Raw genomic sequence first — 23,918 nt, 5'->3', positions numbered from 1 at the left:
CCTTCAAGACCGTCTTCCGATCTTTGCCGCCTTGTCGGCATCATACCACCAGATCGCGGGGAAGCCGGACAGGCCGTATTTGGGCAGTTCGGTCGGACGGCCGAAACGGTCCCAACGCGCCGTCCGGACCTTGGGATAATTCCACTGCGGCACGACATAGTGATTCCACAGCAGCACGCGGTCCAGCGCCTTGGTCGCTGCAACAAGGTCTTCCCGGCCCTTCGCATAGATCACCCGCTCGATCAATTTGTCGATCGCGGGATTCTTGATGCCGATGATATTGCGCGAACCCGCCATGTCCGCCGCCTGCGAACCCCAATATTCGCGCTGCTCGTTTCCGGGCGACAACGATTCCGCCCACGACGAGACGACGACATCGAAATCCCAGCTACGAAGGCGGTTTTCATACTGTGTCGGATCGATCGTGCGCACGCTGACCGCGATACCTAGCCGCTCCAGAGAAGGTTTGAAAAACAGCATGACCCGTTCGAAGGTCGGCTCTGCACCAAGCAATTCGAGCGCAAATGGCGCTCCCGTCTTACTATCGACCAGCTTGCGCTCGCGCACCTCATAGCCGGCTTCCTTCAGTAGACGCAGCCCCTCACGAAGATTTTCGCGAACCGCTTCGGGACTGCCGCCGACCGGATTGGTATAGGGCTTGGTGAATACCTCGGGTGGCACTTCCGCGCGGACGGCCTCGAGTATTTCCAACTCTTTGCCTTGCGGCAGGCCGCTTGAAGCCAGTTCTGTGCCGTCGAAATAGCTGCTGATGCGCTTGTACTGACCGAAGAATATCTGCTTGTTCATTTCCTCGAAGTCGAACGCATAATTCAGTGCGCGACGCACCCGCGGATCCTTGAACTGGTCACGCCGGATATTCAGCGCGAACGCCTGCATGATTCCGGAACTGCGGTTCGGAAACTCCTCGAGCAGCACGCGCTTGTCATTGACGGCCGGAAAGTCATAGGCCGTTGCCCAGTTCTTGGCGCTGTTTTCGGTACGCCAATCAACCTGGTCGCCCTTGAACGCCTCGAGCGCGACCGTCGAGTCCCGGAAATATTCCAGGCGCAGCTCATCGAAATTGTTGCGGCCGACATACGTGCTGTGATCGCGTCCCCAATGGTCCTTCACCCGCTCCAGCGTCAGCGTCCTTCCCGGGACAAACTCCTTGATGCGGTAGGGGCCCGAGCCTAGCGGCTTCTCCAGCGTTGTCGCGGAGACGTCGCGCTTGCGGCCTTCGCTGTCGGTGCCCTCCCACCAATGCTTCGGCAAGATCGTGAGTTGTCCGACGATCAGCGGGAGTTCGCGATTGCCGGGCGCGTCGAAGCTGAATTTTATGTCGCGATCACCGACCTTTTCAGCTTTCACCACATGGCGATAGTAGGCCGAGTACTGCGGATGATGTTGCTTGAACGAATCGAGGGAGAAGATCACGTCGTCAGGCGTGACGGGATTTCCATCATGCCATTTGGCCTCTCGCCGGAGGCGATAGGTCACCCAGGAGAAATCCTCGGGGTGGCTTACGGCTTCGGCCAATTCGCCGTACTCGGTCGAGACCTCGTCCAGCGACTGCGTCATGAGAGATTCGTAGATCAACTGAACGCCGGCTGCCAGCGAGCCTTTGACGCCGGCAACCACAAGGTTGAAGTTGTCAAACGTACCGATCTGGATCTGGCGTACGGTGCCTCCCTTCGGAGCCTCCGGATTGACATAGTCAAAGCGCTTGAAGTCGGCCGGGTATTTGATCTCGCCGAACAGCGACAGCGCGTGCCGAAAGACCAGTTCGCCCGCGTCCGATTGCGCGTGAGCCGGCGAAATTTCGGGGATGCCTAGCCCCAATGCGGGTGCCATGGCGGCAACTGCGCTGCCCTGGAGAAGATGTCGTCGGGTAATGGCCAAATGCAGAATTCCTGTTGCTGACGCCAGTATCCGTTGTTTCGAAGTTCGCCGCCCCTGCCACGAACCACGCAAACAACAAGGCCGAGCTAGTGAGGACCTAATATAAGGCAAGGGTTCGACGAATTACGTTGCTTTTTCCTCATGATAGCAGCTTGGGAACACCGCCGCTGCGGCGAAAAGTCCCGGTAACAACTCCGATAGCAACAATGCGATCCCTCATATGCAAACGGCCAGGCAATGCCTGGCCGTCATGTCGTGGCGAAGTCCCGGACTGACGAAATATTACTTCGCCGCCGTCGGAAGCGGAGCCGGGTTTTCCGAGAGGCTGCGCAGATAGGCGATCACGTCGGCGCGCTCGCTGTCCTTCGGGATACCGGCAAAGCCCATCGCCGTGCCCGGAACGAAGGCCTTGGGATTGGCGAGGAACTTGTTGAGGTCCTCATAGGTCCAGGTGCCGCCCTTGCCCTTCAAGGCGGCCGAGAAGTTGAACCCGCCGCGACCCTGACCCTTCGGCTCGTTCAAGACGCCGTACAAATTGGGCCCGACGCGGTTGGGGCCGCCCTTTTCGAACGTATGGCAGGCGGCGCATTTCTTGGCCGCGGCCGTGCCCTTCTCGACGGACGCGGTCTGCAAAAGCTTCTCGATCGGCTCGGAGGGAGCTGCCGCTTCCTTGGCTGCGTGAGAGGTGTCTTCCTTCACGGCGATCTCGAAGCCCGGCTTTTCCGGCTTCGCGGGCGCAAAAATCGCCTGGGCGGCAAAGCTCGTCACCAGAAGAAGAATGCAGGTGCCAAGAACGGCACCAAGAATCTTGTTGAGTTCGAAGGAGTCCATAACGGGATCAGGCTCCAGGCCGGAAAGGTCGACTGAAGGCCGGCAAAACGGCCGCGGGTGGGCGTGAGGAATCAGCCTTTCGCGCCGCACCCTCAGCAGGGGTTGAGATATCGGTTTGCCCGGGCTCTGGCAACCCGTATAAACGCGCCGAATTTCGTCCCATCCGCATCAAAACCAGCTATCCCGCCGGGCCTTCAGACGATGACCGATTCCCGTATTTTGGTGCTGATTCCCGCCCGGATGGCGGCGACCCGGCTACCGGGCAAGCCGCTGCTGGATATCGCCGGCCTGCCGATGATCGTGCACGTGCTGCGGCGGGCGGAAGAAGCCAAGATCGGCCGGGTCGCGGTTGCGACCGACACGCCGGAGATCGCCGACGCGGTGCGGGCTGCCGGCGGCGAGGCGGTGATGACCCGTGCCTTCCACGCTTCCGGCTCCGACCGCATCCACGAGGCCATGCTGGCGCTCGACCCGGCCGGCAAGGCGGAGATCGTGGTCAATTTGCAGGGCGATTTCCCGACGATCATGCCGGACACCATCCGCGCCGCGCTGCCGCCGCTCGACGACCCCGCGGTCGACATCGCGACGCTAGCCTCGCAGATCCACACCGAGGAGGAGGACCGGGCGCCGAGCGTGGTGAAGGCGATCGGCTCGCCGATCGGTCCAAACCGGCTGCGCGCGCTGTATTTCACCCGCGCCACCGCGCCTCACGGTGACGGACCGCGCTACCACCATATCGGCCTCTATGCTTACCGCCGCGCCGCACTGCAGCGGTTCGTGACCTTGGCTCCCTCCCCGCTGGAGCAGCAGGAAAAGCTCGAACAGCTCCGCGCGCTGGAAGCCGGGATGCGGATCGACATCACCATCGTCGATAGCGTGCCGCGCGGCGTCGATACCCCGGCCGACCTCGAAACCGCCCGTAAGATACTAAAGCCTCATTCTGATTGAACGAGGCTTTATCCTTTTGTTTTGACGCGTTTTCTTCACGCGAACCGGTATCCACTTCGCTTGAAAACGCTATAGCCAAGGCCTGATCGGCTGCTAAAAGGCCCGCCAGGAAAGACAACATGACCAAAAAGCTCAAAATCGCATTCCAGGGCGAGCCTGGCGCCAATTCCCATATCGCCATCGTCGAGGCCTATCCCGACGCCGAGCCGATGCCGTGTGCGACCTTCGAGGACGCGCTGTCGGCGATCGCTTCGGGCGAGGCCGATCTCGGCATGATCCCGATCGAGAATTCGGTGGCGGGGCGCGTCGCCGACATCCATCATTTGCTGCCGGCGTCCGGTCTGTTCATCGTCGGAGAATGGTTTTTGCCGATCCGCCATCAATTGATGGCGCCGAAGGGGACAAAGCTCGCCGACATCAAGACGGTGGAGAGCCACGTCCATGCGCTCGGCCAATGCCGCCGCATCATCCGCAAGCTCGGCATCAAGCCGATCGTCGCCGCCGACACCGCCGGCAGCGCGCGCGACGTTTCCGAACGCAACGACAGAAGCGTGGCCGCAATCGCCTCCCGGCTGGCGGCGCAAATCTACGGCCTCGATATCCTGGCCGAGGACGTCGAGGACGAGGCGCACAACACCACGCGCTTCGTGGTGCTGGCGCGCGAGGCCGACTGGGCGAAACAAGGCTCGGGCCCGCTGGTCACCACTTTTGTTTTCCGGGTGCGCAACCTGCCCGCTGCGCTCTACAAGGCGCTCGGCGGCTTTGCCACCAACGGCGTCAACATGACCAAGCTGGAAAGCTACATGGTCGACGGCAATTTCTTTGCGACGCAGTTCTATGCCGACGTCGACGGCCATCCCGAGGACAAGGGCCTCGCCTTCGCGCTGGAAGAACTAAAGTTCTTCTCGCGCGAATTCCGCATCGTCGGCGTCTATCCCGGCCACCCGTTCCGCGCGACCTTTAGCGAGAAGCAGGATTAAGGGACGCACAGGCATCTGTTCGCGTCTCCCGGCGCGACTGCTGCCGTGGGCGCGGAGAGCGCAGATTCGTGACGTGCAGCGGCCAGACGCTTACCAGCGAGCGGCGAGTTGCGCGGCATTAGCGGTGCAGCGGATACGGATATATTATGAAAGCGGTACTCGCGGCGTTATCAGCCGGCGTACGCCCCCTCTCCGATCACCACCGGCCGTTCCAGCCCCACCCTGAACGCGGCCCCCATCCTGGACGCGGACCCCACACCGGCCGCGGGCGCCAAACTGGCCCGCCCCAAGCATAGGCGCCGCGCCATCCCGGGCGCCACACGGGGCGCGGGCCCCAAGCGCCATAGGCGCCATACCATCTCGGTCCCGGACGCCACCAGCAGCGACCCCAGGCATTGCAGACCCAGCGGACCTGCTCAACATCAGCGGTCTGGCGTGAGATCTGGTCGGCATGCGGAAGCCCGTTCGGCATCGCGGCGGAAGCTGAGCCGGCGGCGAGCATAACGCCGCCGAGGGCGGCCAACCCAACAACTGCAGATTTCAGTTCCATGGTTTGTCTCCTTGGCTGGAGACTTCAACAACTTCCTTGACAACGCTTGGTTGCTTTTGAGGCTCGAACAAGCGCAGGCATGCAGATCAGGAATGCTGAAAAAGCAGGAATGCTCAAGAGAATGAGATACAGATTCGCAGAAAAGTCATCACGATCTAGGCGGCGGCTTTCTTGCTCGGCCCGAACGCTTCCGCTAGCAGGCTGTATGACTTCTTCCGCGCGTCGTGGTCGTACACCGCCGTGATGATCATCAGTTCATCCGGCTGGCTGGCGGTAATCATCGGCTGCAGCTTCGCCATGATGGTTGCGGGGCTGCCGACAAACAGGCGCGAACGGTTGCGCATCACCGAGGCGCGCTCGGCGTCGGTGTAATCATAGGCCAGCGCTTCCTCGACGCTCGGCAATGGCAGGTATTGCCCGCGATCGCGGCGCAGGCGGTTGAGGTCCATCGAGGAGGCGAGTTTCTCAGCCTCCGCATCGGTCTCGGCGGCGACCGCCGCAACGGCGAGAATGCCGTGTGGGGTTTCCCGCCAGCCGGACGACTTGAAGTGGCTGCGGTAGTTCGTCATCGCCGCAATCGCGTCGTAGGAAGCAAAATGATGTGCGAACGCGAAGCCCATGCCGACTTGCGCCGCCAATTCCGAACTGTAGTCGGAGGAGCCGAGCAGCCAGATCGGCGGCAGCGGCGTGTCGTCCGGCATCGCCACCACATTGTTGTAGGGATGGCCGGCCGGGAAACCGCGGGTCTCCCACAACACCAGTTCGCTCAGCCGTTCAAGAAAATCGTCGCCCTCGCGGCGGTCGAGCCGGCTGCGCAGCGCATGGGCGGTCGCGCCATCGGTGCCGGGCGCACGGCCGAGCCCGAGATCGATGCGGCCGGGAAACAGCGCCTCCAACATCTTGAAGCGCTCGGCCACCACCAGCGGCGCATGGTTGGGCAGCATCACGCCGCCGGAGCCGACGCGGATGTTTTTGGTCACCGCGGCGATCTGCCCGATCATCAAATCAGGCGCGGGACTCGCCACCGACGCCAGATTGTGATGCTCGGCGAGCCAGTAGCGGACATAGCCGAGCCCATCGACATGGCGCGCGAGATCAACGCTGTTCTGCAGCGCGGCGGCGGGTTTTGTGCCTGTGGTGACGACGGAGAGGTCGAGGACGGAAAGCGGAATCATGGCGCTAAGCTAATGCGGCAAGCGAAGCCGACAAAGGCCTGGCCGGCGCAGATCAGGCCCGCGCTTGTGGGGAGAGGAGCGCCACATCGCAACACTGGAGTGGGATGAAATGTGACAAACTCGACAACTACGCCATTGCCCACCGCCAAATACACCTCCTCCACGACCAACCTTTTTCTTACTAATTGTTTTTGCTATGTAATTTGCTATAACATAGCCCACTTGCCCCTTCTAACAAGACAAAAATTTCGTGTATTTTGCACATATTGGGCTACTTCCCATCTCCAATGGGCTGTTTGGCCCGCCTTGTTTCGCTTATTTTAGCCCATCGTCGCTACGGCTGACGTCCGGCCCATTGTTTCGGAGCTTTGTGAAGTGCCATGACCGAGGTTACGCCCCCCGCTTTCGACGGCCATCGCGCGCTGCATTCGCCAAAGATCTCCTTTGAGTTCTTTCCGCCCAAGACCGAAGAGATGGAGCGGAGCCTGTGGGAGACCATCAACCGGCTGGCGCCGCTCGCCCCCAATTTCGTCTCGGTGACCTATGGCGCCGGAGGATCGACCCGCGAGCGGACCCATTCGACCATTGCCCGCATCCTGAAAGAGACGCGGCTAACGCCTGCCGCGCACCTGACCTGCGTCGGCGCGCCCAAGGGCGAGATCGACGACGTGGTAGCGCGCTATCACGAGATCGGCGTCCGCCATATCGTAGCGCTGCGCGGCGATCCCACCACCGGCATCGGCACCGACTATCGTGCACATCCGGACGGCTACCAGAGTTCGCCTGATCTCATCACAGGCATCAAGAAGCGTTATCCAGATATCGAAATCTCGGTGTCGGCCTATCCGGAAAAACATCCGGAGAGCCCGACCATCGACGCCGATATCGATACGCTCAAAGCCAAGGTCGACGCCGGCGCGGCGCGAGCCATTACGCAAGTATTCTTCGATAACGATCTCTACTTCCGCTACCTCGATCGCGTCCGCGCCCGCGGCATCGATATTCCGATCGTCCCCGGCATCATGCCGATGCACAATTTCAAGCAGGCGCGGAGTTTTGTGACCCGCGCCGGCACCACGGTGCCGGCCTGGCTGGCGGACAAATTCGAAGGCCTGGATGACGACGCCGAGACCCGCAAGCTCGTTGCCGCCACCGTGGCCGCCGGCCAGGTGCAAAAGCTCGCCAAGCACGGCGTCGACACCTTTCACTTCTACACCATGAACCGCGCGGACCTCGTGTTCGCGATCAGCCATTTGCTGGGCATACGCCCCAATGGCGCACAGAAAGCCGCCTGATCCGATGAGTGTTTCGATTCCGAAGGTTTCGCCGAAGCGAACTGCCCTGCTCGCTGCCGCCCGCGAACGCATCCTGGTGCTCGACGGCGCCATGGGCACCATGATCCAGGGCCTGCAGTTCGACGAAACAGTGTTTCGCGGCGAGCGTTTCAAGGACTTCCATCGCGACGTCAGAGGCAACAACGACTTGCTGATTCTGACGCAGCCGGAGGCGATCGAGGACATCCACGCCGCCTATCTGCGCGCCGGTGCCGACATCGTCGCGACCAACACGTTTTCGTCCACCTCGATCGCGCAGGCCGACTACGACATGTCGGACCTCGCCTATGAGCTGAACCGTGACGGCGCAAAACTCGCCCGCGCCGCAGCGATGCGCGTCTCGGCCGAGGACGGCAAGCCGCGCTTCGTTGCCGGCGCGCTCGGCCCGACCAACCGCACCGCCTCGATCTCGCCCGACGTTTCCAACCCCGGCTATCGCGCCGTCACCTTCGACGATCTGCGCAAGGCTTATGGCGAACAGGTCAACGGCCTGCTCGACGGTGGCGCCGACCTGCTGCTGGTCGAAACCATTTTCGATACGCTGAACGCCAAGGCGGCGCTTTACGCGATTTCGGAAATCACGGAGGAACGCGGCATCGACGTGCCCGTGATGATCTCCGGCACCATCACCGACAAATCCGGCCGCCTGCTCTCCGGCCAATTGCCGGAAGCATTCTGGAATTCGATCCGCCACGCCAAGCCGATTACCGTCGGCTTCAACTGCGCGCTCGGCGCGGAAGACCTTCGCGCCCATATCGTCGATATCGGCCGCGTGGCCGACACGCTTATCTGCGCCTATCCGAATGCCGGCCTGCCCAACGAATTCGGCCAGTACGACGAGACGCCGGAATACATGGCGCGGCTGATCGGCGAGTTCGCCGAAGCCGGCCTCGTCAACATCGTCGGCGGCTGCTGCGGCACCACGCCCGATCATATCGCCGCGATTGCGGCGGCGGTCGCCCCGCACAAGCCGCGTATCGTGCCCGTGATCGAGCCGCGGCTGCGGCTGTCAGGGCTGGAGCCGTTCGAACTGACGCCGGCGATTCCGTTCGTGAACGTCGGCGAGCGCACCAATGTCACGGGCTCAGCGAGATTCCGCAAGCTGATCACCGCGGGCGATTACGCCGCGGCACTTCAGGTGGCGCGCGACCAGGTCGAGAACGGCGCGCAGATCATCGACGTCAACATGGACGAGGGATTGCTGGATTCGGAAGCCGCGATGGTGACGTTCCTCAACCTCGTCGCCGCCGAGCCGGATATCGCGCGCGTCCCTGTGATGGTCGATTCCTCGAAATTCCATGTGATCGAGGCCGGCCTGAAATGCGTTCAGGGCAAGCCGGTGGTGAACTCGATATCGATGAAGGAAGGCGTGGAGAAGTTCATCCACGAGGCCCGCATCGCGCGCCGCCATGGCGCGGCCGTTGTGGTGATGGCGTTCGACGAGATCGGCCAGGCCGACACGTTCGCGCGCAAGACCGAAATCTGCAAGCGCGCCTATGACATCCTGGTCAACGAGGTCGGCTTTGCGGCCGAGGACATCATCTTCGACCCCAATATCTTTGCGATCGCGACGGGCCTCGACGAGCATAACAATTACGGCGTCGACTTCATCGAGGCAACGCGCTGGATCCGGACGAACCTGCCGGGAGCGCATGTCTCCGGCGGCGTCTCGAACCTGTCGTTCTCGTTCCGGGGCAACGAGCCGGTGCGCGAAGCGATGCACTCGGTATTTCTGTATCACGCCATCCACGCCGGCATGGACATGGGCATCGTCAATGCCGGGCAGATGATCGTTTATGACGATATCGATCCCGAGCTGCGCCAGGTGTGCGAGGACGTGATCCTCAACCGCGACCCCGGCGCGTCCGAGCGCTTGCTGGCGCTGGCGGAAAAGTTCCGCGGCAAGGAGAAGCAGACAAAAGAGCAGGACCTCGCCTGGCGCGAATGGCCGGTCGAAAAGCGGCTGAGCCACGCGCTGGTGCATGGCATCACCGAATTCATCGAGGAAGACACCGAGGCCGCGCGGCTGACGGTCGAACGCCCGCTGAACGTCATCGAGGGCCCACTGATGGCGGGCATGAACATCGTCGGCGACCTCTTCGGCGACGGCAAAATGTTCCTGCCGCAGGTGGTGAAGTCGGCGCGCGTGATGAAGCAGGCGGTCGCCTATCTGATGCCGTTCATGGAAGAAGAGAAGGCGCGCAACCTCGCCAATGGCGTGACCGGCGACGGCCGCAATGCCGCCGGCAAGATCGTGCTCGCTACCGTGAAGGGCGACGTCCACGACATCGGCAAGAACATCGTCGGCATCGTGCTGCAATGTAACAATTTCGAGGTGATCGACCTCGGCGTCATGGTGCCGGCGACCAAGATCATCGAGACGGCGAAAGCCGAAGGCGCCGACATCATCGGGCTATCGGGCCTGATCACGCCTTCGCTCGACGAAATGAGCTTTCTGGCCGGCGAGATGGAACGGCAGGGCATGAAGATGCCGCTGCTGATCGGCGGCGCGACGACGAGCCGCATCCATACCGCGGTCAAGATCGACCCGAACTATCCGGGCGGACCGGTGGTGCATGTCAATGACGCCAGCCGCGCCGTCGGCGTGGCGTCGTCGCTGCTCTCGCCGGACAGGCGCGAGGCCTATGCCGCCGACATCCGCGCCGAATACGCCAAGATTTCGGCCGCGCATCTGCGCGCGCAGGCCGACAAGAAGCGGCTTAAGCTGGCGGATGCCCGCGCCAATGCGGTCAAGGCGGACTTTGTTAAAACGCCACCGAACAAGCCATCGTTCCTGGGGTTCAAGACTTTTGACGCCTATGATCTGGCCGAGCTTGCCGAATACATCGACTGGACGCCGTTCTTCCAGACCTGGGAATTGACCGGGCGCTTCCCGGCCATTCTCGACGATCCCAAGATCGGCGAGGTCGCGCGCTCGCTCTATGACGACGCACGCAAGATGCTCGACCGCATCATCAAGGAGAGATGGTTCACCGCGCGCGCAACGATCGGCTTCTGGCCGGCCAATGCGGAAGGAGACGATATCGCGGTTTATGCCGACGACAACCGCAAGCAGAAGATCGCGACGTTCCATACGCTGCGCCAGCAGTTGGAGAAGCGCGAGGGCCGCTTCAACGCCGCATTGTCGGATTTCATCGCGCCTGCGTCGTCGGGCGTATCAGACTATATCGGCGGCTTTGTCGTCACGGCAGGAATCGGCGAGGACGCGGTCGCCGACCGCTTCAAGAACGCCAATGACGACTACTCCTCGATCCTGTGCAAGGCACTGGCCGATCGCCTCGCGGAAGCCTTTGCCGAACGGATGCATCAGCGCGTCCGCAAGGAATTCTGGGGTTATGCGCCGGACGAGGCGCTGAGCTCCGACCAGTTGATCCTGGAGCAATATGCCGGCATTCGTCCGGCGCCCGGCTATCCCGCGCAGCCCGACCACACCGAGAAGGCGACGCTGTTCCGCCTGCTCGATGCGGAAAAGACTTCTGGCGTGAAGCTGACCGAGAGCTTTGCGATGTGGCCGGGCTCGTCGGTATCAGGGCTTTACTTCTCCCATCCCGAAAGCTTCTATTTCGGCGTCGGCAAGATCGAGCGCGACCAGGTCGAGGACTATGCCGCACGCAAAGGCATGAGCGTCGCCGAGACCGAGCGCTGGCTGGCCCCGGTGCTGAACTACATCCCTTCGCAGCAGCAGACGGCGACGAAGGCACCGGTGGCGGAGATCGTCCCCGCCAACGACGTCGCCTCGCATCCCCCCGGCTGCACCTGCGCCGTGCACCTCGCCTGGCGGAAGAAGGCCGTGGGAGCTGGATAACTCGCTTTCTTCCCTTCTCCCCTTGTGGGAGAAGGTGGCGCGAAGCGCCGGATGAGGGGTTCTATCCGCGGAGAGAACCCCTCACCCGTCTCAATCGTGCTTCGCACGATTGATCCACCCTCTCCCACAAGCGGAGAGGGGAAGAGAGACGGAGGCCCCATGAAATTCTTCTCCTTCTGGCGATCGCTGGCGAGCTTTCGCGTTCGCATCGCGCTCAATCTGAAAAACGTTCCGGTCGAAGTGATCTTCGTCGACCTCGACGCCAACGCACATCGCGATCCCGAGTATCGCCGGATCAACCCGCAGATGGCGTTGCCGGCGCTGGTGGAAGATGACGGCACCACGCTGTTCCAGTCGCTCGCCATCCTCGAATATCTCGACGAGAAATATCCCTCCCTGCCGCTATTGCCCTCCGACCTCGCCGGCCGCGCCCGCGTCCGCGCGCTGGCGCTGATGGTGGCGTGCGAGGGCCACCCGCTGCTGACGCCGCGGGTGCGGCGCTACCTCGACCACGAGCTGAATCTGCGCGACACGCAGCAGGCGGCGTGGCGGCGGCACTGGATCGCCGAGACGCTGGCAGCGCTGGAGGGACATCTTGCCGACCACAAGGGCACCGGCAAATTCTGCCATGGCGATGCGCCGACCATCGCCGACATCTGCATGGTCGGCCATGTCACCGCTGCGCTGAATCAGCAGGTCAATCTGGCGACCTATCCGACCGTGAAGCGCATTTTCGAGACGGCGATGGCGCTGCCGGAATTTGAAAAAGCCCATCCGCTGGCGCAGCCGGATACGCCGGAGGCGATGCGGCCTAAGGTGTGAAAGCGAGGCTGGCCGCCCGGCGGTGCGATTCCCCGGACGCGCCGCACCCCGGCCTGAAAAAATCGCGAAAACGACCCCATGCAAAGTAGGATTAGGCGCCGCTCCGCGGCCGTGGCCGGGCGCGGCCCCGTCCAGCTCAATCGCCGCTCGGCGGCGCCAGCGGCTGCACGATTTCCTGGAACGACGGCAGCGCCTCGCACCGCTCGGAATGCGCCTTCAGCGCCGGATAGCGGGCATCGAACAGCGCGGGATGCGCCTCGCCGGTGAAGCGCAGCACGCAGGCGACCGCGATATCGGCATGGCCGATCTTCTCGCCGAACCAATACGGCGTCTTGACCGCCGCGCGCTCCTTTTCCAGCACGTCGAGCACGCCGGATATCTGCGACTTGCAGCGCTCGACCCAGAGATCGAGCTGCTTCTCCTTTCGCAGCACGCGTTCGTACAGCAGGCTGACGCCCTTGTCGCCGAGTCCCATCGCCAGCGCCGCGATCCGCAAATGCCGCCGCCGCGTCTCGCCGCGCGAGGCGATCATTGCTTTCTCGGGGCCGACGCGATCGTCGAGATGATCCAGGATCATCGCGCTTTCGATCAGCGCCTCGCCATCGTCAAGCACCAGCGTCGGCACCCGCCGCAGCGGATTATAGGGCGCGATCTTGTCGGCGTCGCCGAAGGTCGACCACGGCTTGTGTTCGAAAGAGATGTCATACAGCCGCATGGCGATGGCGACGCGGCGGACGAAGGGGGAGTCGTATTGGCCGATCAGGATCATGGTTGTTGTGCTCTCCGCTCGTCATGGCCGGGCTTGACGAGGTTGCTTTGGGTTGCGCTGCACGTCATCCTAAGTACGTTTAAGCCTATTGCAACCCACGAGTCACACATCATGCTTCGCTTGCGGCCGATCTTTCCCGCGCTCTCGCTATTGGTTCTCGCCGCACCAGCGCACGCCCAATCCGCCGTCACCGGCTTCCAGTCGCCATCCAAAAACATCGCCTGCCAGTATTTCGACTACGACAAGCAGAACGTGCTCCGCTGCGACCTCAGCGTCATGGAAACCAAGCCGCGGAGGCCTACCGATTGCGACCTCGATTACGGCCAAGCCTTCGAGATGAACGCCAAAGGCCCCGCCGCCCGCATCTGCCATGGTGACACCGTGATGGACAAATCACTGCCGGTGCTGGCCTACGGCGAGGTCTGGCAGCGCGGGGGATTTACGTGCACGTCGGAGCAGGCCGGCGTGACCTGCTTCAACACCGACCGGCGCGGGTTCTCACTGGCGCGGGTCAAGCAGGAGATGTTTTGAGAGTGTTCTGACGACGCCCCCACACACGTCGTCATACTCCGCGAAGGCCGAATATCCAGTACGCCGCGGCGGCTCGGTTCTGCCGAAACGTCTCTGGAATACTGGATGCCCGCCTCCGCGGGGATGACGACCGAGGATGAGGATGCGCGACAGATTCACTCGATTACAGGCACATGCTTCGCCACATCGCGCGGTGCGGTGCCGTCGAGCCGCGGATCGTCGACGACCTCGATCTGCCGTCGGAAGGCGCGAAAGCCCGAGCGCTGGTAGAAGGCGAGCGCGGCGGGGTGATCGAAGGTGCAGGTGTGCAGCCAAACGCGGTTAATCGGCCGCGACCATGCGAGCTCCAGCGCGCGGTTCATCAGCCAGCGGCCGGCGCCGGTGCCGACCAGTTTTGCGGTGACACCGAACATGCCGATCTCGCATTGGCCAGGCTCGCGAAGATTCAACTCCAACAGACCCTCGTCACGGCCCTCATCGACCAGCGCGTAGACTTCGAGCTGCGGAGAATGAAGCCGTGCCGCGAGCTCGGCGTCCGGCATCTGCGTTCGCGAGAACCACAGCCATTCCTCGCCGACGCGACGATAGAGATCGCGAAACCAATCGAGCGGCGGCATCTCCACCCGACGCAGCGACCAGGCTCGGGGCGGAGCGGAACGCAGCGCGGGCCGTTCAGTCATCTCCAGATGCGTGACAACGGCCGCAATCTTGCCGGCGGGAACGTCCGAATAGCCATCGGGCACGATCAACTGACGTCACTCCCCTTCATCGCTTGCCAGCACGCCTTTCACCGCCCTCGCCCAACCCGCCAGTTTCCGCTCGCGCGTCGCCTTGCTCATCGCCGGCTTGAAGCGGTGCTCCAGCCGCCAGTTGTCGGCGAATTTTGCGGGCTCGGGGTAGACGCCGGCGTTCAACCCGGCGAGATAGGCGGCGCCTAACGCTGTGGTCTCCTGGATCTTCGGCCGGTCGACCGGTGCATCCAGCAAGTCGGCGAGGCGCTGCATGGTCCAGTCGGAAGCGGTCATGCCGCCGTCGACCCGGAGCACGATGTTGGCAGCGGCGGCGTCCGGCCAGTCGGCGCGCATCGCGGCCCAGAGGTCGAAGGTCTGGTAGCAGACGCTTTCGAGGGCGGCATGGGCGAGTTCGGCCGGGCCGGTGTTGCGGGTCAGGCCGAACAGCGCGCCGCGGACGCGCGGATTCCAGTACGGCGCGCCGAGGCCGACGAAGGCCGGCACCAGATAGACGCTTTGCATGGAATCGGACTTGTCGGCGAGTGGGCCGGTTTCGGACGCCTGCTTGATGATGCCGAGGCCGTCGCGCAGCCATTGCACCGCCGAGCCCGCGACGAAGATCGAGCCTTCGAGCGCATAGGTGCGTTTGCCGTTCAATTGATAGGCGATGGTGGTGAGCAGCTTGTTCTTCGAGGCGACCGGCGTGGTGCCGGTGTTGAGCAGGGCAAAGCAGCCGGTGCCGTAGGTCGACTTGATCATGCCGGGCGTGAAGCAGGCTTGGCCGATGGTTGCGGCCTGCTGGTCGCCGGCGATGCCGGAGATGGCGATCGCGCCGCCGAACAGGTCGGGTACGGTTTCGCCGAACTTGGCGGAGGAATCCTTGACCTCGGGCAGCATCGAGCGCGGCACGCGCAGGATTTTCAAGAGCTCGTCGTCCCAGTCGCCGGTGTGGATGTTGAACAGCAGCGTGCGCGAGGCGTTGGTGGCGTCGGTGACGTGCACCTTGCCGCCGGTCAGTCGCCATAGCAGATAGCAATCGACGGTGCCGAACATCAGTTCGCCGCGCCCGGCGCGTTCGCGCGCGCCCGGGACGTGATCGAGCATCCATGCGACTTTGGTGCCGGAGAAATAGGGATCGATGATCAGGCCGGTCTTGGCCGAGATCGCGGGCTCGTGGCCTTCGCTCTTCAACCTGGCGCAGATATCCGCAGTGCGGCGGTCCTGCCAGACGATGGCGCGGTGTACCGCCTGCCCCGTGGCGCGATCCCACACCACCGTGGTCTCGCGTTGGTTGGTGATGCCGATCGCGGCGATGTCCTGCGCTTTAAGGCCAGCCTTTTCCAGCGCCTCGCGGCAGACCTGTAACGTCGAGGTCCAGATGTCCTCCGGCTCGTGCTCGACCCAGCCCGACGCCGGAAAATGCTGCGGGAATTCCTGCTGCGCCGTGGCGGCGATGGAAATATCGCTGCGGAACACCATGGCGCGCGAGGACGTGGTGCCCTGATCGATGGCCAGCACAAAGGACATGACGCTGCTTCCCCGAAGGATTGTTGGTTGCGGAGAGGCAATCCGATTGGGAGGCGAAGGTCAATATCTCCGTCGTCGTCCCTGCGAAAGCAGGGACCCATAACCACCGGCTTTGGTTTGACGAAGAACGTCTGCCATCTCGTGCTAACCGAGGGCACAACGCGGTATGGGTCCCTGCGTTCGCAGGGCGACGGTGGAAACTACGTCGCCGCCGTGGTCACGCCGCCGTCCACCACGATGGTCTGGCCGGTCATGAAGGAGGATGCATCGGAGGCGAGGTACGCCACGGCGCCTGCGATTTCATCCGGCTCGCCGATCCGGCGCAGCGGCGTGGTGGCGGTGCGGCGTTTTAGGTTTTCGGCGTCTTCCCACAGCGCGCGGGCGAAATCGGTTTTAACGAGGCCCGGCGCGACGCAATTGACGCGGACGCCCTTTGGGCCCCATTCGCCGGCAAGGCTGCGGCAGAGCGCGAAATCCGCCGCTTTCGAAATGCCGTAGGCGCCGATCACAGTCGAGCCGCGCATGCCGCCGATGGACGAGATGATCACCACCGAGCCGTTGCCGCGCTCCGCCATCTGCGGGATCGCCAGCGCGCAGAGCCAGATGTTGCTCTTGACGTTACTGCCCATGATCTTGTCGAAGGCCTCGTCCTTGATATCGAGCAGCGGGCCGTAATAGGGGTTCACCGCGGCGTTGCAGACGAGGATATCGACCTTGCCGTAATGCTTTGTCGTGCCCGATATCAGCGCCTCGACCTCCTCGCGGCGCGAGATGTTGCAGGGGATGACATGGGCGTCGCCGCCGGCCTTTTTGATGCCTTCGGCCACTTCCTCGCAGGCATCCGCCTTGCGGCTGGAGATCACGACCTTGGCCCCGAGCTTTGCCAACAGTTCGGCGGAGGAACGGCCGATGCCACGGCTGGAGCCGGTGACGACGGCGACTTTTCCGGTGAGATCGAACGGGGTGCTTTTCATTGTTGTTTTCTCTCCCTAACTCTCTCCCCGTCATTGCCTGCGACAAACGCGAAGCGTTTGCGCAAGGGAGCGCAGCGACGAAGCAATCCATCTATCCCAGCGCGGCACTATGGATTGCTTCGCTTTCGCTCGCAATGACGGGGCAACATTCGTTGCCCCGCAATGACAGTGGCTGCGCCCTACACCAGCCCACCTTCCGCGACGCGGCGGAGGTGGTAGTCGGTGTCGCCAAACATATTCTCGATCATGGCCAGGCGCTTGAAGTAGTGGCCGATCTTGGCTTCCTGGGTCATGCCGATGCCGCCGTGGAGCTGGATCGACTGCTGGCCGATGAATTTTCCGGACTTCCCGATCTGCACCTTGGCAGCGGCAACTGCGGTCGCGCGCTCCTTGGCGTCTTCGAAATCGGCCGCCATGGTCGCGAACATCGACATGCTGCGGGCCTGTTCGAGGGCGACGAACATGTCGGCGGCGCGATGCTGCAGAGTCTGAAAGCTGCCGATCGGAACGCCGAACTGTTTTCGCGTCTTAAGATACTCGACGGTCGTCTTCAGCGATTCATCCATCGCACCGACGGCTTCCGCGCACATCGCGGTGCGGGCTTCATCGACCACGCGCTCGATCAGCGGCAAGCCGTTCTCGGGATCGCCGATCGCGGCGTCGCTACCAACCTCGACGCCGGTGAAGGTGATGTCGGCGGCATGCAGCCCGTCCTGGGTCGGATAGCCCTTGCGGGTGACACCCTTGGCGTTGGCTGGCACGAGGAACACACCGATGCCGGTCTTGTCGTGCCGGCTGCCCTTGGTACGCGCGGTCACGATCAGCGTGTCGGCATTCTCGCCGTTGAGCACGACGAATTTTTCACCGTCGATCACGTAAGCCCCGCCCTTCTGCTTGGCCGTGGTCGAGACGTCGGCGAGATCATAGCGCGAGTTCTTCTCGAGCTGCGCGAAGGCAAAGGTCTTGCTGCCGTCGATGATGCCGGGGATGTGTGCGGCCTTCTGCTCGGCCGAGCCGCCATGGCGCAGGAAGCCGCCGCCGATCACGACGGTGGCGAGATACGGCTCCAGCACCAGCGCCTTGCCGAGCGCTTCCATCACGATCATGGTCTCGACCGCGCCGGCGCCGAAGCCGCCGTCGGCTTCCGCGAACGGCAGGCCCAGCAGGCCCTGCTCGGCGAGCCTGCCCCAGACAGCCTTGCTCCAGCCGCCCTTCTCCTTCTGGTACTTCTTGCGCGCATCGAAATCGTAGGAATCGGTCAACAGACCGTCGATGCTTTCCTTGAGAAGCCGCTGCTCCTCGGACAAATCAAAATCCATGTTGTTTTCTTTCTCCGGCTAACCAAATTCGTCGTCATGCGCGGGCATCCGCGCCCCCCACAGTCGTCATCCCCGCGAATGCGGGGATCCAGTATTCACCGGCGTTCTTCGTAAATCACGACCGCCGCGGCGTACTGGGTCCCCGCTTTCGCGGGGACGACGTGCGTTGTTCTGGCGCTATCTTGCCTACAGTCCCAGCACCGCCTTGGTGATGATGTTGCGCTGGATCTCGTTGGAACCACCGTAGATCGAGACCTTGCGGTTGTTGAAGTAGCTTGGCGCGATCTGGGCGGTCCAATCCATGGTTTCGTTGGAGGCGTCGTCGCCATGCTCGTCGTAAGGCGCGGCGAACGGGCCGATCACTTCCATCAGAAGTTCGGTGGTGGTCTGTTGGATTTCCGAACCCTTGATCTTCAACACCGAAGACGCCGGGTTGGGCTTGCCCTTGCCGTGCTTGCCCTCGTCGGCGACGACGCGGAGCTGCGTCAGTTCGAGCGCCTTCAGCTCGATCTCGCAGGCCGCCAGCTTCTCGCGGAAACCCTGGTCCTCGATCACGGGCTTGCCGTTCTGTTCGACCTTGGAGGCGAGCTCCTTGATGCGGCGCAGCCGCTCCTTGGAGACACCGACGCGGGCGATGCCGGTGCGCTCGTTGCCGAGCAGGAATTTTGCGTAGTCCCAGCCCTTGTTTTCCTCGCCGATCAGGTTCTCGACCGGCACCTCGACGTCGTCGAAGAACACTTCATTGACCTCGTGGCCGCCGTCGATGGTCTCGATCGGCCGCACCGTGACGCCCTTCGACTTCATACTGAACACGATGAAGGAGATGCCCATCTGCTTCTTCGCTGACGTGTCGGTGCGGCACAGGCAGAAGATCATATCGGCGTGCTGGGCCAGCGTGGTCCAGGTCTTCTGGCCGTTGATGATGTACTTGTCGCCCTTGCGCTCGGCCTTGGTCTTGAGCGAGGCGAGGTCCGATCCCGAGCCGGGCTCCGAAAAGCCCTGGCACCACCAGTCGTCGACATTGGCGATGCGCGGCAGGTATTGCTGCTTCTGCTTCTCATTGCCGAAGGTGTAGATGACCGGGCCGACCATGCTGACGCCGAAGGCGAGCGGCGCCGGCGCCGGATGCATCTGCAGCTCTTCGTTGAAAATGTACTGCTGCACCGAGCTCCAGCCGGTGCCGCCATATTCCTTCGGCCAGTGCGAGACGCCCCAGCCCTTCTTGTTCAGGATGCGCCACCAGGCGACCATCTCATCCTTGGAGAGATGACGGCCCTCGACCATCTTGCGCCGCGTTTCCGGCGGTACGTTATCCCGGAAGAAGGCTCTCACTTCTTCACGAAACGCGATTTCTTCCTTGCTGAAAGCGAGATCCATCGGATCCTCCTGTGAGCGAATTAGATTCTTTGGTAACGTGAACTCTCTTTTCCGTCGTCCCTGCGAACGCAGGGACCCATAACCACCGGCTTCTGTGATTGGCAAAGCCGTCTCCCCATGTGCCCCAAGCAAGGCCGCGGCGTATGGGTCCCGGCTCGAGGCCGGGACGACGGCGGAGTTTAGGAACGACCTCCTGATGCGGCTTGTTGTTTCGATGGCGCAGCCTGCGACGGCTGCTGCTGCATGCGCAATTCATGGCGCGACAACTTTCCGACCGGCGTGCGCGGCAGTTCGCTGACGAACTCGACCGCGGCGGGCAGTTCGTGCTTGCCGAGCTTGCCGGTGAGGAAGGCGCGGAGTTCATCCAGCGTGAATGGCTTTGCGTCCCCGCGCAGCTTGATGAACGCCTTTGCGGCCTCGCCGCGGTAATCATCGGGAATGCCGATCACGATCACTTCCTGCACAGCAGGATGCGTATAGATCGCCTGCTCGATCATCTGCGGATAGACGTTGAAGCCGCCTGAGATGATCATGTCCTTCTTGCGGTCGACCAGATAGAAGTAGCCATCGGCGTCCATGTAGCCGATATCACCGGTAAGAAAACGGTCGCCGACAAAGGCTTCCGCGGTTTCCTTCGGCCGGTTCCAGTATCCCTTGAAGACGTTCGGGCCGCGGATGCGGATTTCGCCGGTTTCGCCCACCGGCATCAACTTGGTCGGATCCTCCAGCGACACCACGTCCATCTCGATGCCGGGCAGCATCAGGCCGATCGAGCCTGGCTTATCAGGCCCCTCCTTCGGGTGTGCGGTGCCGGGCGAGCAAGTCTCCGTCATGCCCCAACCGCTCTTCAGCTTCATGCCGGCCCTGTGCTCCAGGATCCGTGCGACCTCGACCGGCAGCGGTGCGCCGCCCGAACCAACGCTGACCAGCGAGGACAGATCGCGCTTGTCGAGGTCCGGCAGCGCTGCGATCGCGATCCACATGGTCGGCACGCCGGGGAAAAAGGTGGCGCGCTTGATCTCGATATCGCGCATCACGGCCTCGACGTCGAAACGCTGATGAAGCGAGATCAGATGACCGCGCCGGATCGACGACAGCAGCACCACCGTCAGCGCATAGATATGGAACAGCGGCAGCACGCAGATCACGCGCTCGATCGCATTGCGCTCGGCGCGCGACGGCCTGCCCCAGACGTCGTAGACCGACACCGCCGACGTCAGATTGCCGTGGCTGAGCATCGCGCCCTTCGGCAATCCGGTGGTGCCGCCGGTATATTGCAGCAACGCGACGTCGTCGGCCGAGATCGCGGGCCATTGCGCGGGTTTTGCTGCACCGTCACTGAATTTTTTGTGGGTGACGATCTTCGGATTATCGGGCAACGCCGTCTGCGGCGTCCCGACCTTGCCCCAATGATCGTCCTCGCAAACGATCAGGCGATCGAGCAGTCCGTGAGCGAGAAACTTCAGCGCAGTCGGCAACAGCGCCGACAGATTGCTGGTAACCAGTACCCGCGCGCCCGAGTCAGTAAGCTTGTGCGACAGCGCGATCTCGCCATCGAGCGGCGACAGATGCACGACGCGGGCACCAGCCTTCAGCGCACCGAAGAAATTGATCGGGTGATCGGGCGAATTGCCGAGGAACAGCGCGACCGAACTGTTCTTGCCGTAGCCCGCGCGAAGGAAGGCGCTGGCGGCGGTTTCCACCAACGCTTCGAGTTCGCCGTAGCTGATCGGCCGGTCGCGGAATTCGATGGCCGGCCGCGAAGCGAACTCGGCGGCGGCCGTCGACAATAGATCCGGCAGCGTACCGCGCGCGATCTGATCGTCCCAGCGGACGCCTTCCGGATAGAACTGCTCGCCGGGATGGGTCATCGGCGTTCGTGCAAACGAGGCGCGGCACCATTTCTCCGCACGTCGTCCCTGCGAACGCAGGGACCCATAACCCCCGACGTCGATCTTGAAGAAAGGTCTCTACCCGAGTGCCAAATCGCGGGTCCCCGGCGTATGGGTCCCTGCGTTCGCAGGGACGACGCGTTGAGGAGCGTGACGGACCACATGCGCTTCATCAACTCAAGCCGCTTTCGACTGCTGGGCCAGCGACGCAAACGTCTTGCCTTCCGCGGCAAGACGCTTGAGCAGCGGAGCCGGCTCGAGCGACGGATCGTTGGTCTCCTTGGCATAGTACGACAGCCGGTCGGCAATATGCTTCAGCCCGACCTGGTCGGCATAGAACATCGGGCCGCCGCGATAGATCGGCCAGCCATAGCCATAGAGCCAGATCACGTCGATGTCGCTCGGCCGCGCCGCGATGCCTTCCTCCAGAATGCGCGCACCCTCGTTGATCATCGGGTACATCATGCGCTCGAGGATCTCGTCATCGCTGACGACGCGCTTCTTGCGGCCGAGACGCTGCAGCGTCTCGTCGATCAGCTTCTCGACGTCCGTATCGGGCAGCGGCGCGCGCGAGCCGCCTTCATACTTGTAATAGCCCTTGCCGGTCTTCTGGCCGAAGCGGCCGGCCTCGCACAGCGCGTCGGCGATTTCCGACTTGATGCCGCGGTCTTTTCGCGAACGCCAGCCGATATCGAGGCCGGCGAGATCGCTCATCGCGAACGGGCCCATCGGCATGCCGAACTTCGTCACCACGGCATCGACCTGCTGCGGCAACGCGCCTTCGAACAACAGCTTCTCCGACTGCTTGCCGCGCTGGGCCAGCATGCGGTTACCGACAAAGCCGTCGCAGACGCCGACCACGGCCGGCACCTTTGCGATCTTGCGCGCAATCGACACTGCAGTCGTCAGCGCATCCGGCGCGGTCTTGTCGGCACGGACGATCTCGCACAGCTTCATCACGTTGGCCGGCGAGAAGAAATGCATGCCGAGCACGTCCTGCGGACGCTTCGTCACCTTCGCGATCTCGTCGATGTTGAGATAGGAGGTGTTGGAAGCGAGCACCGCGCCGGGCTTGGCGTATTTATCGAGCGCCTCGAACACCTCCTTCTTGACCGCCATGGTCTCGAACACCGCTTCGATCACAAGGTCAGCATCCTTGACGTGCTCGAGACCGACCTTGCCATCGATCAAGCCCATGCGCTTGGCCGGCGCATCCGCTGGGATGCCACCGCGCGCGGCGGTCGCCTCATAATTCTTCTGCATCACGCCCATGCCGCGCTTGAGCTGCTCTTCGCCGGTCTCGATCAGCGTCACCGGGATACCGGCATTGGCAAAGGACATCGCGATGCCGCCGCCCATGGTGCCGGCGCCGATGATGGCGACGCGTTCGACCGGGCGCGGCTTGGTGCCATCAGGCACGCCGGCGATCTTGGCGGCTTCGCGCTCGGCGAAGAAGGCGTAACGCTGGGCCTTGGACTGGTCGCTGGAGACCAGCTTGAGGAAACCTTCACGCTCCTTCTTCAATCCTTCATCGAACGGCAGCTCGATCGCGGCGCGCACCGCATCGGCCGCGGCGAACGGCGCTTCCAGCCCGCGTGCCTTCTTGGTCAATGCGGCGACTGCATTGGTAAAGATCGAGATGTCGGCCTTGGCGGCAGCGAGCTTTGAGTCATCGTCGCGCAGCTTGCGCAGCGGGCGCTTCTCCGCCAGCACCTTCAGCGCAAAGGATTCGCCACCTGACGCCGGCTCCTCGACGATCTCCTCGATCAGGCCGTTCTTGAGCGCCTCCGCCGCGCTGATCGGGTCCCCGCTGACGATCATCTTGACCGCCAGCTCGGGCCCGACCGCGCGCGGCAGGCGCTGGGTGCCGCCGGCGCCCGGCAACAGGCCGAGCTTCACCTCGGGCAGGCCGAGGCGAGCGTCCTTGGTGGCGACGCGATAGTGGCATGCCAGCGCGACTTCGAGACCGCCACCGAGCGCCGTGCCGTGAATGGCAGCAATGATCGGCTTCGGCGACTTCTCCATGAGATCAAGCACCTCGGCGAGGCCCGGCGACTTCGGCGGCTTGCCAAATTCGGTGATGTCGGCGCCGGCGATGAAGGTACGGCCGGCGCAGGTCAGCACGATCGCCTTCACTTCCGAATCCGCGATCGCGCTCTTCATGCATTCGAAGATGCCGCCGCGCACCGCGGCACTCAGCGCGTTGACGGGAGGACTGTTGACCGTGACGATGGCGATGACGTCATGACGCTCGAGTTTTACCACTTCGCTCACGGGACTCTCCCTGGATCGTTTGTTCTTGGATGCCGCCCAACTTGCGTTGAGTAGCTACGGCCATTTCACCAATTTCGCACTGCGAAATTTAATTCCACATCTTGACAGGGAGGGTTATTTTGAAGCACGTCCCTTGTCAACGAGCTCATCAGCAGCAGT

At 62.9% G+C, this 23,918-nt stretch carries 17 protein-coding genes; 6 read left to right on the top strand and 11 right to left on the bottom strand.

The annotated features are described in order from the left end of the window. Positions 1-3: 3 nt before the first annotated feature. Both V1278_RS06460 and V1278_RS06455 read right to left on the bottom strand, forming a co-directional pair. On the bottom strand, positions 4-1,899 hold the full coding sequence (locus V1278_RS06460; protein ID WP_334380071.1) for an extracellular solute-binding protein: 1,896 nt from the start codon (positions 1,897-1,899) through the stop codon (positions 4-6). Positions 1,900-2,181: 282 nt separating this feature from the next. Then, positions 2,182-2,730 carry a c-type cytochrome gene (locus tag V1278_RS06455; RefSeq protein ID WP_334380070.1) on the bottom strand — a complete coding sequence of 183 codons (549 nt, stop codon included), beginning with the start codon at positions 2,728-2,730 and terminating at the stop codon, positions 2,182-2,184. Between the two features lie 201 nt (positions 2,731-2,931). Between V1278_RS06455 and V1278_RS06450 the strand changes: the two genes are divergently transcribed. Together V1278_RS06450 and V1278_RS06445 are read left to right on the top strand one after the other, a co-directional pair. Continuing rightward, on the top strand, positions 2,932-3,678 hold the full coding sequence (locus V1278_RS06450) for a 3-deoxy-manno-octulosonate cytidylyltransferase (protein ID WP_334380069.1): 747 nt from the start codon (positions 2,932-2,934) through the stop codon (positions 3,676-3,678). 119 nt (positions 3,679-3,797) lie between these two features. Then, positions 3,798-4,658, top strand: a complete 861-nt coding sequence (locus V1278_RS06445; protein WP_334365225.1) for a prephenate dehydratase — start codon at positions 3,798-3,800, stop codon at positions 4,656-4,658. A 705-nt stretch (positions 4,659-5,363) separates the two neighbouring features. Here V1278_RS06445 and V1278_RS06435 read toward each other — a convergent pair. Then, positions 5,364-6,383 (bottom strand): LLM class flavin-dependent oxidoreductase, encoded by a 1,020-nt coding sequence (locus V1278_RS06435; protein ID WP_334380067.1) that lies wholly within the window; start codon positions 6,381-6,383, stop codon positions 5,364-5,366. Positions 6,384-6,763: 380 nt separating this feature from the next. Between V1278_RS06435 and metF the strand changes: the two genes are divergently transcribed. From metF to maiA, 3 genes are all read left to right on the top strand, one after another. Next, on the top strand, positions 6,764-7,678 hold the full coding sequence (gene metF, locus V1278_RS06430; RefSeq protein ID WP_334365227.1) for a methylenetetrahydrofolate reductase [NAD(P)H]: 915 nt from the start codon (positions 6,764-6,766) through the stop codon (positions 7,676-7,678). A gap of 4 nt (positions 7,679-7,682) precedes the next feature. Then, on the top strand, positions 7,683-11,543 hold the full coding sequence (gene metH / locus V1278_RS06425; protein ID WP_334384116.1) for a methionine synthase: 3,861 nt from the start codon (positions 7,683-7,685) through the stop codon (positions 11,541-11,543). 159 nt (positions 11,544-11,702) lie between these two features. Then, complete coding sequence (gene maiA, locus V1278_RS06420) at positions 11,703-12,365, top strand: maleylacetoacetate isomerase (protein ID WP_334380066.1); 663 nt, start codon at positions 11,703-11,705, stop codon at positions 12,363-12,365. 136 nt (positions 12,366-12,501) lie between these two features. Here maiA and V1278_RS06415 read toward each other — a convergent pair whose 3' ends face one another. Further along, positions 12,502-13,134, bottom strand: coding sequence for a glutathione S-transferase family protein (locus tag V1278_RS06415; protein WP_334380065.1), 633 nt, complete (start codon positions 13,132-13,134; stop codon positions 12,502-12,504). Between the two features lie 111 nt (positions 13,135-13,245). On the opposite strand from V1278_RS06415, the gene V1278_RS06410 reads away from it, so the two are divergent. After that, positions 13,246-13,665, top strand: a complete 420-nt coding sequence (locus V1278_RS06410) for a DUF6636 domain-containing protein (protein ID WP_334380064.1) — start codon at positions 13,246-13,248, stop codon at positions 13,663-13,665. A 155-nt stretch (positions 13,666-13,820) separates the two neighbouring features. Here the strand turns inward: V1278_RS06410 and V1278_RS06405 are convergent, their stop codons facing one another. From V1278_RS06405 to V1278_RS06375, 7 genes are all read right to left on the bottom strand, one after another. Continuing rightward, positions 13,821-14,414, bottom strand: coding sequence for a GNAT family N-acetyltransferase (locus V1278_RS06405; protein ID WP_334380063.1), 594 nt, complete (start codon positions 14,412-14,414; stop codon positions 13,821-13,823). Between the two features lie 6 nt (positions 14,415-14,420). Continuing rightward, positions 14,421-15,923, bottom strand: a complete 1,503-nt coding sequence (gene glpK / locus V1278_RS06400; protein ID WP_334380062.1) for a glycerol kinase GlpK — start codon at positions 15,921-15,923, stop codon at positions 14,421-14,423. A 200-nt stretch (positions 15,924-16,123) separates the two neighbouring features. After that, entirely contained in the window at positions 16,124-16,897 is a 774-nt protein-coding gene (locus tag V1278_RS06395; protein ID WP_334380061.1) for an SDR family NAD(P)-dependent oxidoreductase, read from the bottom strand. Between the two features lie 179 nt (positions 16,898-17,076). Continuing rightward, positions 17,077-18,216, bottom strand: coding sequence for a pimeloyl-CoA dehydrogenase small subunit (gene pimD / locus V1278_RS06390; RefSeq protein WP_334380060.1), 1,140 nt, complete (start codon positions 18,214-18,216; stop codon positions 17,077-17,079). A gap of 186 nt (positions 18,217-18,402) precedes the next feature. Further along, positions 18,403-19,593, bottom strand: a complete 1,191-nt coding sequence (gene pimC / locus V1278_RS06385; RefSeq protein WP_334380059.1) for a pimeloyl-CoA dehydrogenase large subunit — start codon at positions 19,591-19,593, stop codon at positions 18,403-18,405. A gap of 179 nt (positions 19,594-19,772) precedes the next feature. Continuing rightward, the gene (gene pimA / locus V1278_RS06380) at positions 19,773-21,464 is read right to left on the bottom strand and encodes a dicarboxylate--CoA ligase PimA (protein ID WP_334380058.1); all 1,692 of its coding nucleotides are present in this window, start codon (positions 21,462-21,464) and stop codon (positions 19,773-19,775) included. Positions 21,465-21,662: 198 nt separating this feature from the next. Continuing rightward, the gene (locus V1278_RS06375; RefSeq protein WP_334380057.1) at positions 21,663-23,759 is read right to left on the bottom strand and encodes a 3-hydroxyacyl-CoA dehydrogenase NAD-binding domain-containing protein; all 2,097 of its coding nucleotides are present in this window, start codon (positions 23,757-23,759) and stop codon (positions 21,663-21,665) included. Positions 23,760-23,918 lie beyond the last annotated feature (159 nt).

The organism is Bradyrhizobium sp. AZCC 1577 (assembly GCF_036924575.1).
Lineage (GTDB): Bacteria > Pseudomonadota > Alphaproteobacteria > Rhizobiales > Xanthobacteraceae > Bradyrhizobium.
The sequence above is the reverse complement of the archived record's forward strand: the minus strand, read 5'-3'. Positions and strand labels throughout refer to the sequence as shown.

Excerpts from the sequence above, each read along its gene's own strand:
- V1278_RS06455 (WP_334380070.1), bottom strand. The coding sequence starts at position 2,730 with ATGGACTCCTTCGAACTCAACAAGATTCTTGGTGCCGTTCTTGGCACC.
- V1278_RS06450 (WP_334380069.1), top strand. The coding sequence starts at position 2,932 with ATGACCGATTCCCGTATTTTGGTGCTGATTCCCGCCCGGATGGCGGCG.
- V1278_RS06445 (WP_334365225.1), top strand. The coding sequence starts at position 3,798 with ATGACCAAAAAGCTCAAAATCGCATTCCAGGGCGAGCCTGGCGCCAAT.
- V1278_RS06435 (WP_334380067.1), bottom strand. The coding sequence starts at position 6,383 with ATGATTCCGCTTTCCGTCCTCGACCTCTCCGTCGTCACCACAGGCACA.
- metF (WP_334365227.1), top strand. The coding sequence starts at position 6,764 with ATGACCGAGGTTACGCCCCCCGCTTTCGACGGCCATCGCGCGCTGCAT.
- metH (WP_334384116.1), top strand. The coding sequence starts at position 7,683 with ATGAGTGTTTCGATTCCGAAGGTTTCGCCGAAGCGAACTGCCCTGCTC.
- maiA (WP_334380066.1), top strand. The coding sequence starts at position 11,703 with ATGAAATTCTTCTCCTTCTGGCGATCGCTGGCGAGCTTTCGCGTTCGC.
- V1278_RS06415 (WP_334380065.1), bottom strand. The coding sequence starts at position 13,134 with ATGATCCTGATCGGCCAATACGACTCCCCCTTCGTCCGCCGCGTCGCC.
- V1278_RS06410 (WP_334380064.1), top strand. The coding sequence starts at position 13,246 with ATGCTTCGCTTGCGGCCGATCTTTCCCGCGCTCTCGCTATTGGTTCTC.
- glpK (WP_334380062.1), bottom strand. The coding sequence starts at position 15,923 with ATGTCCTTTGTGCTGGCCATCGATCAGGGCACCACGTCCTCGCGCGCC.
- V1278_RS06395 (WP_334380061.1), bottom strand. The coding sequence starts at position 16,897 with ATGAAAAGCACCCCGTTCGATCTCACCGGAAAAGTCGCCGTCGTCACC.
- pimD (WP_334380060.1), bottom strand. The coding sequence starts at position 18,216 with ATGGATTTTGATTTGTCCGAGGAGCAGCGGCTTCTCAAGGAAAGCATC.
- pimC (WP_334380059.1), bottom strand. The coding sequence starts at position 19,593 with ATGGATCTCGCTTTCAGCAAGGAAGAAATCGCGTTTCGTGAAGAAGTG.
- pimA (WP_334380058.1), bottom strand. The coding sequence starts at position 21,464 with ATGACCCATCCCGGCGAGCAGTTCTATCCGGAAGGCGTCCGCTGGGAC.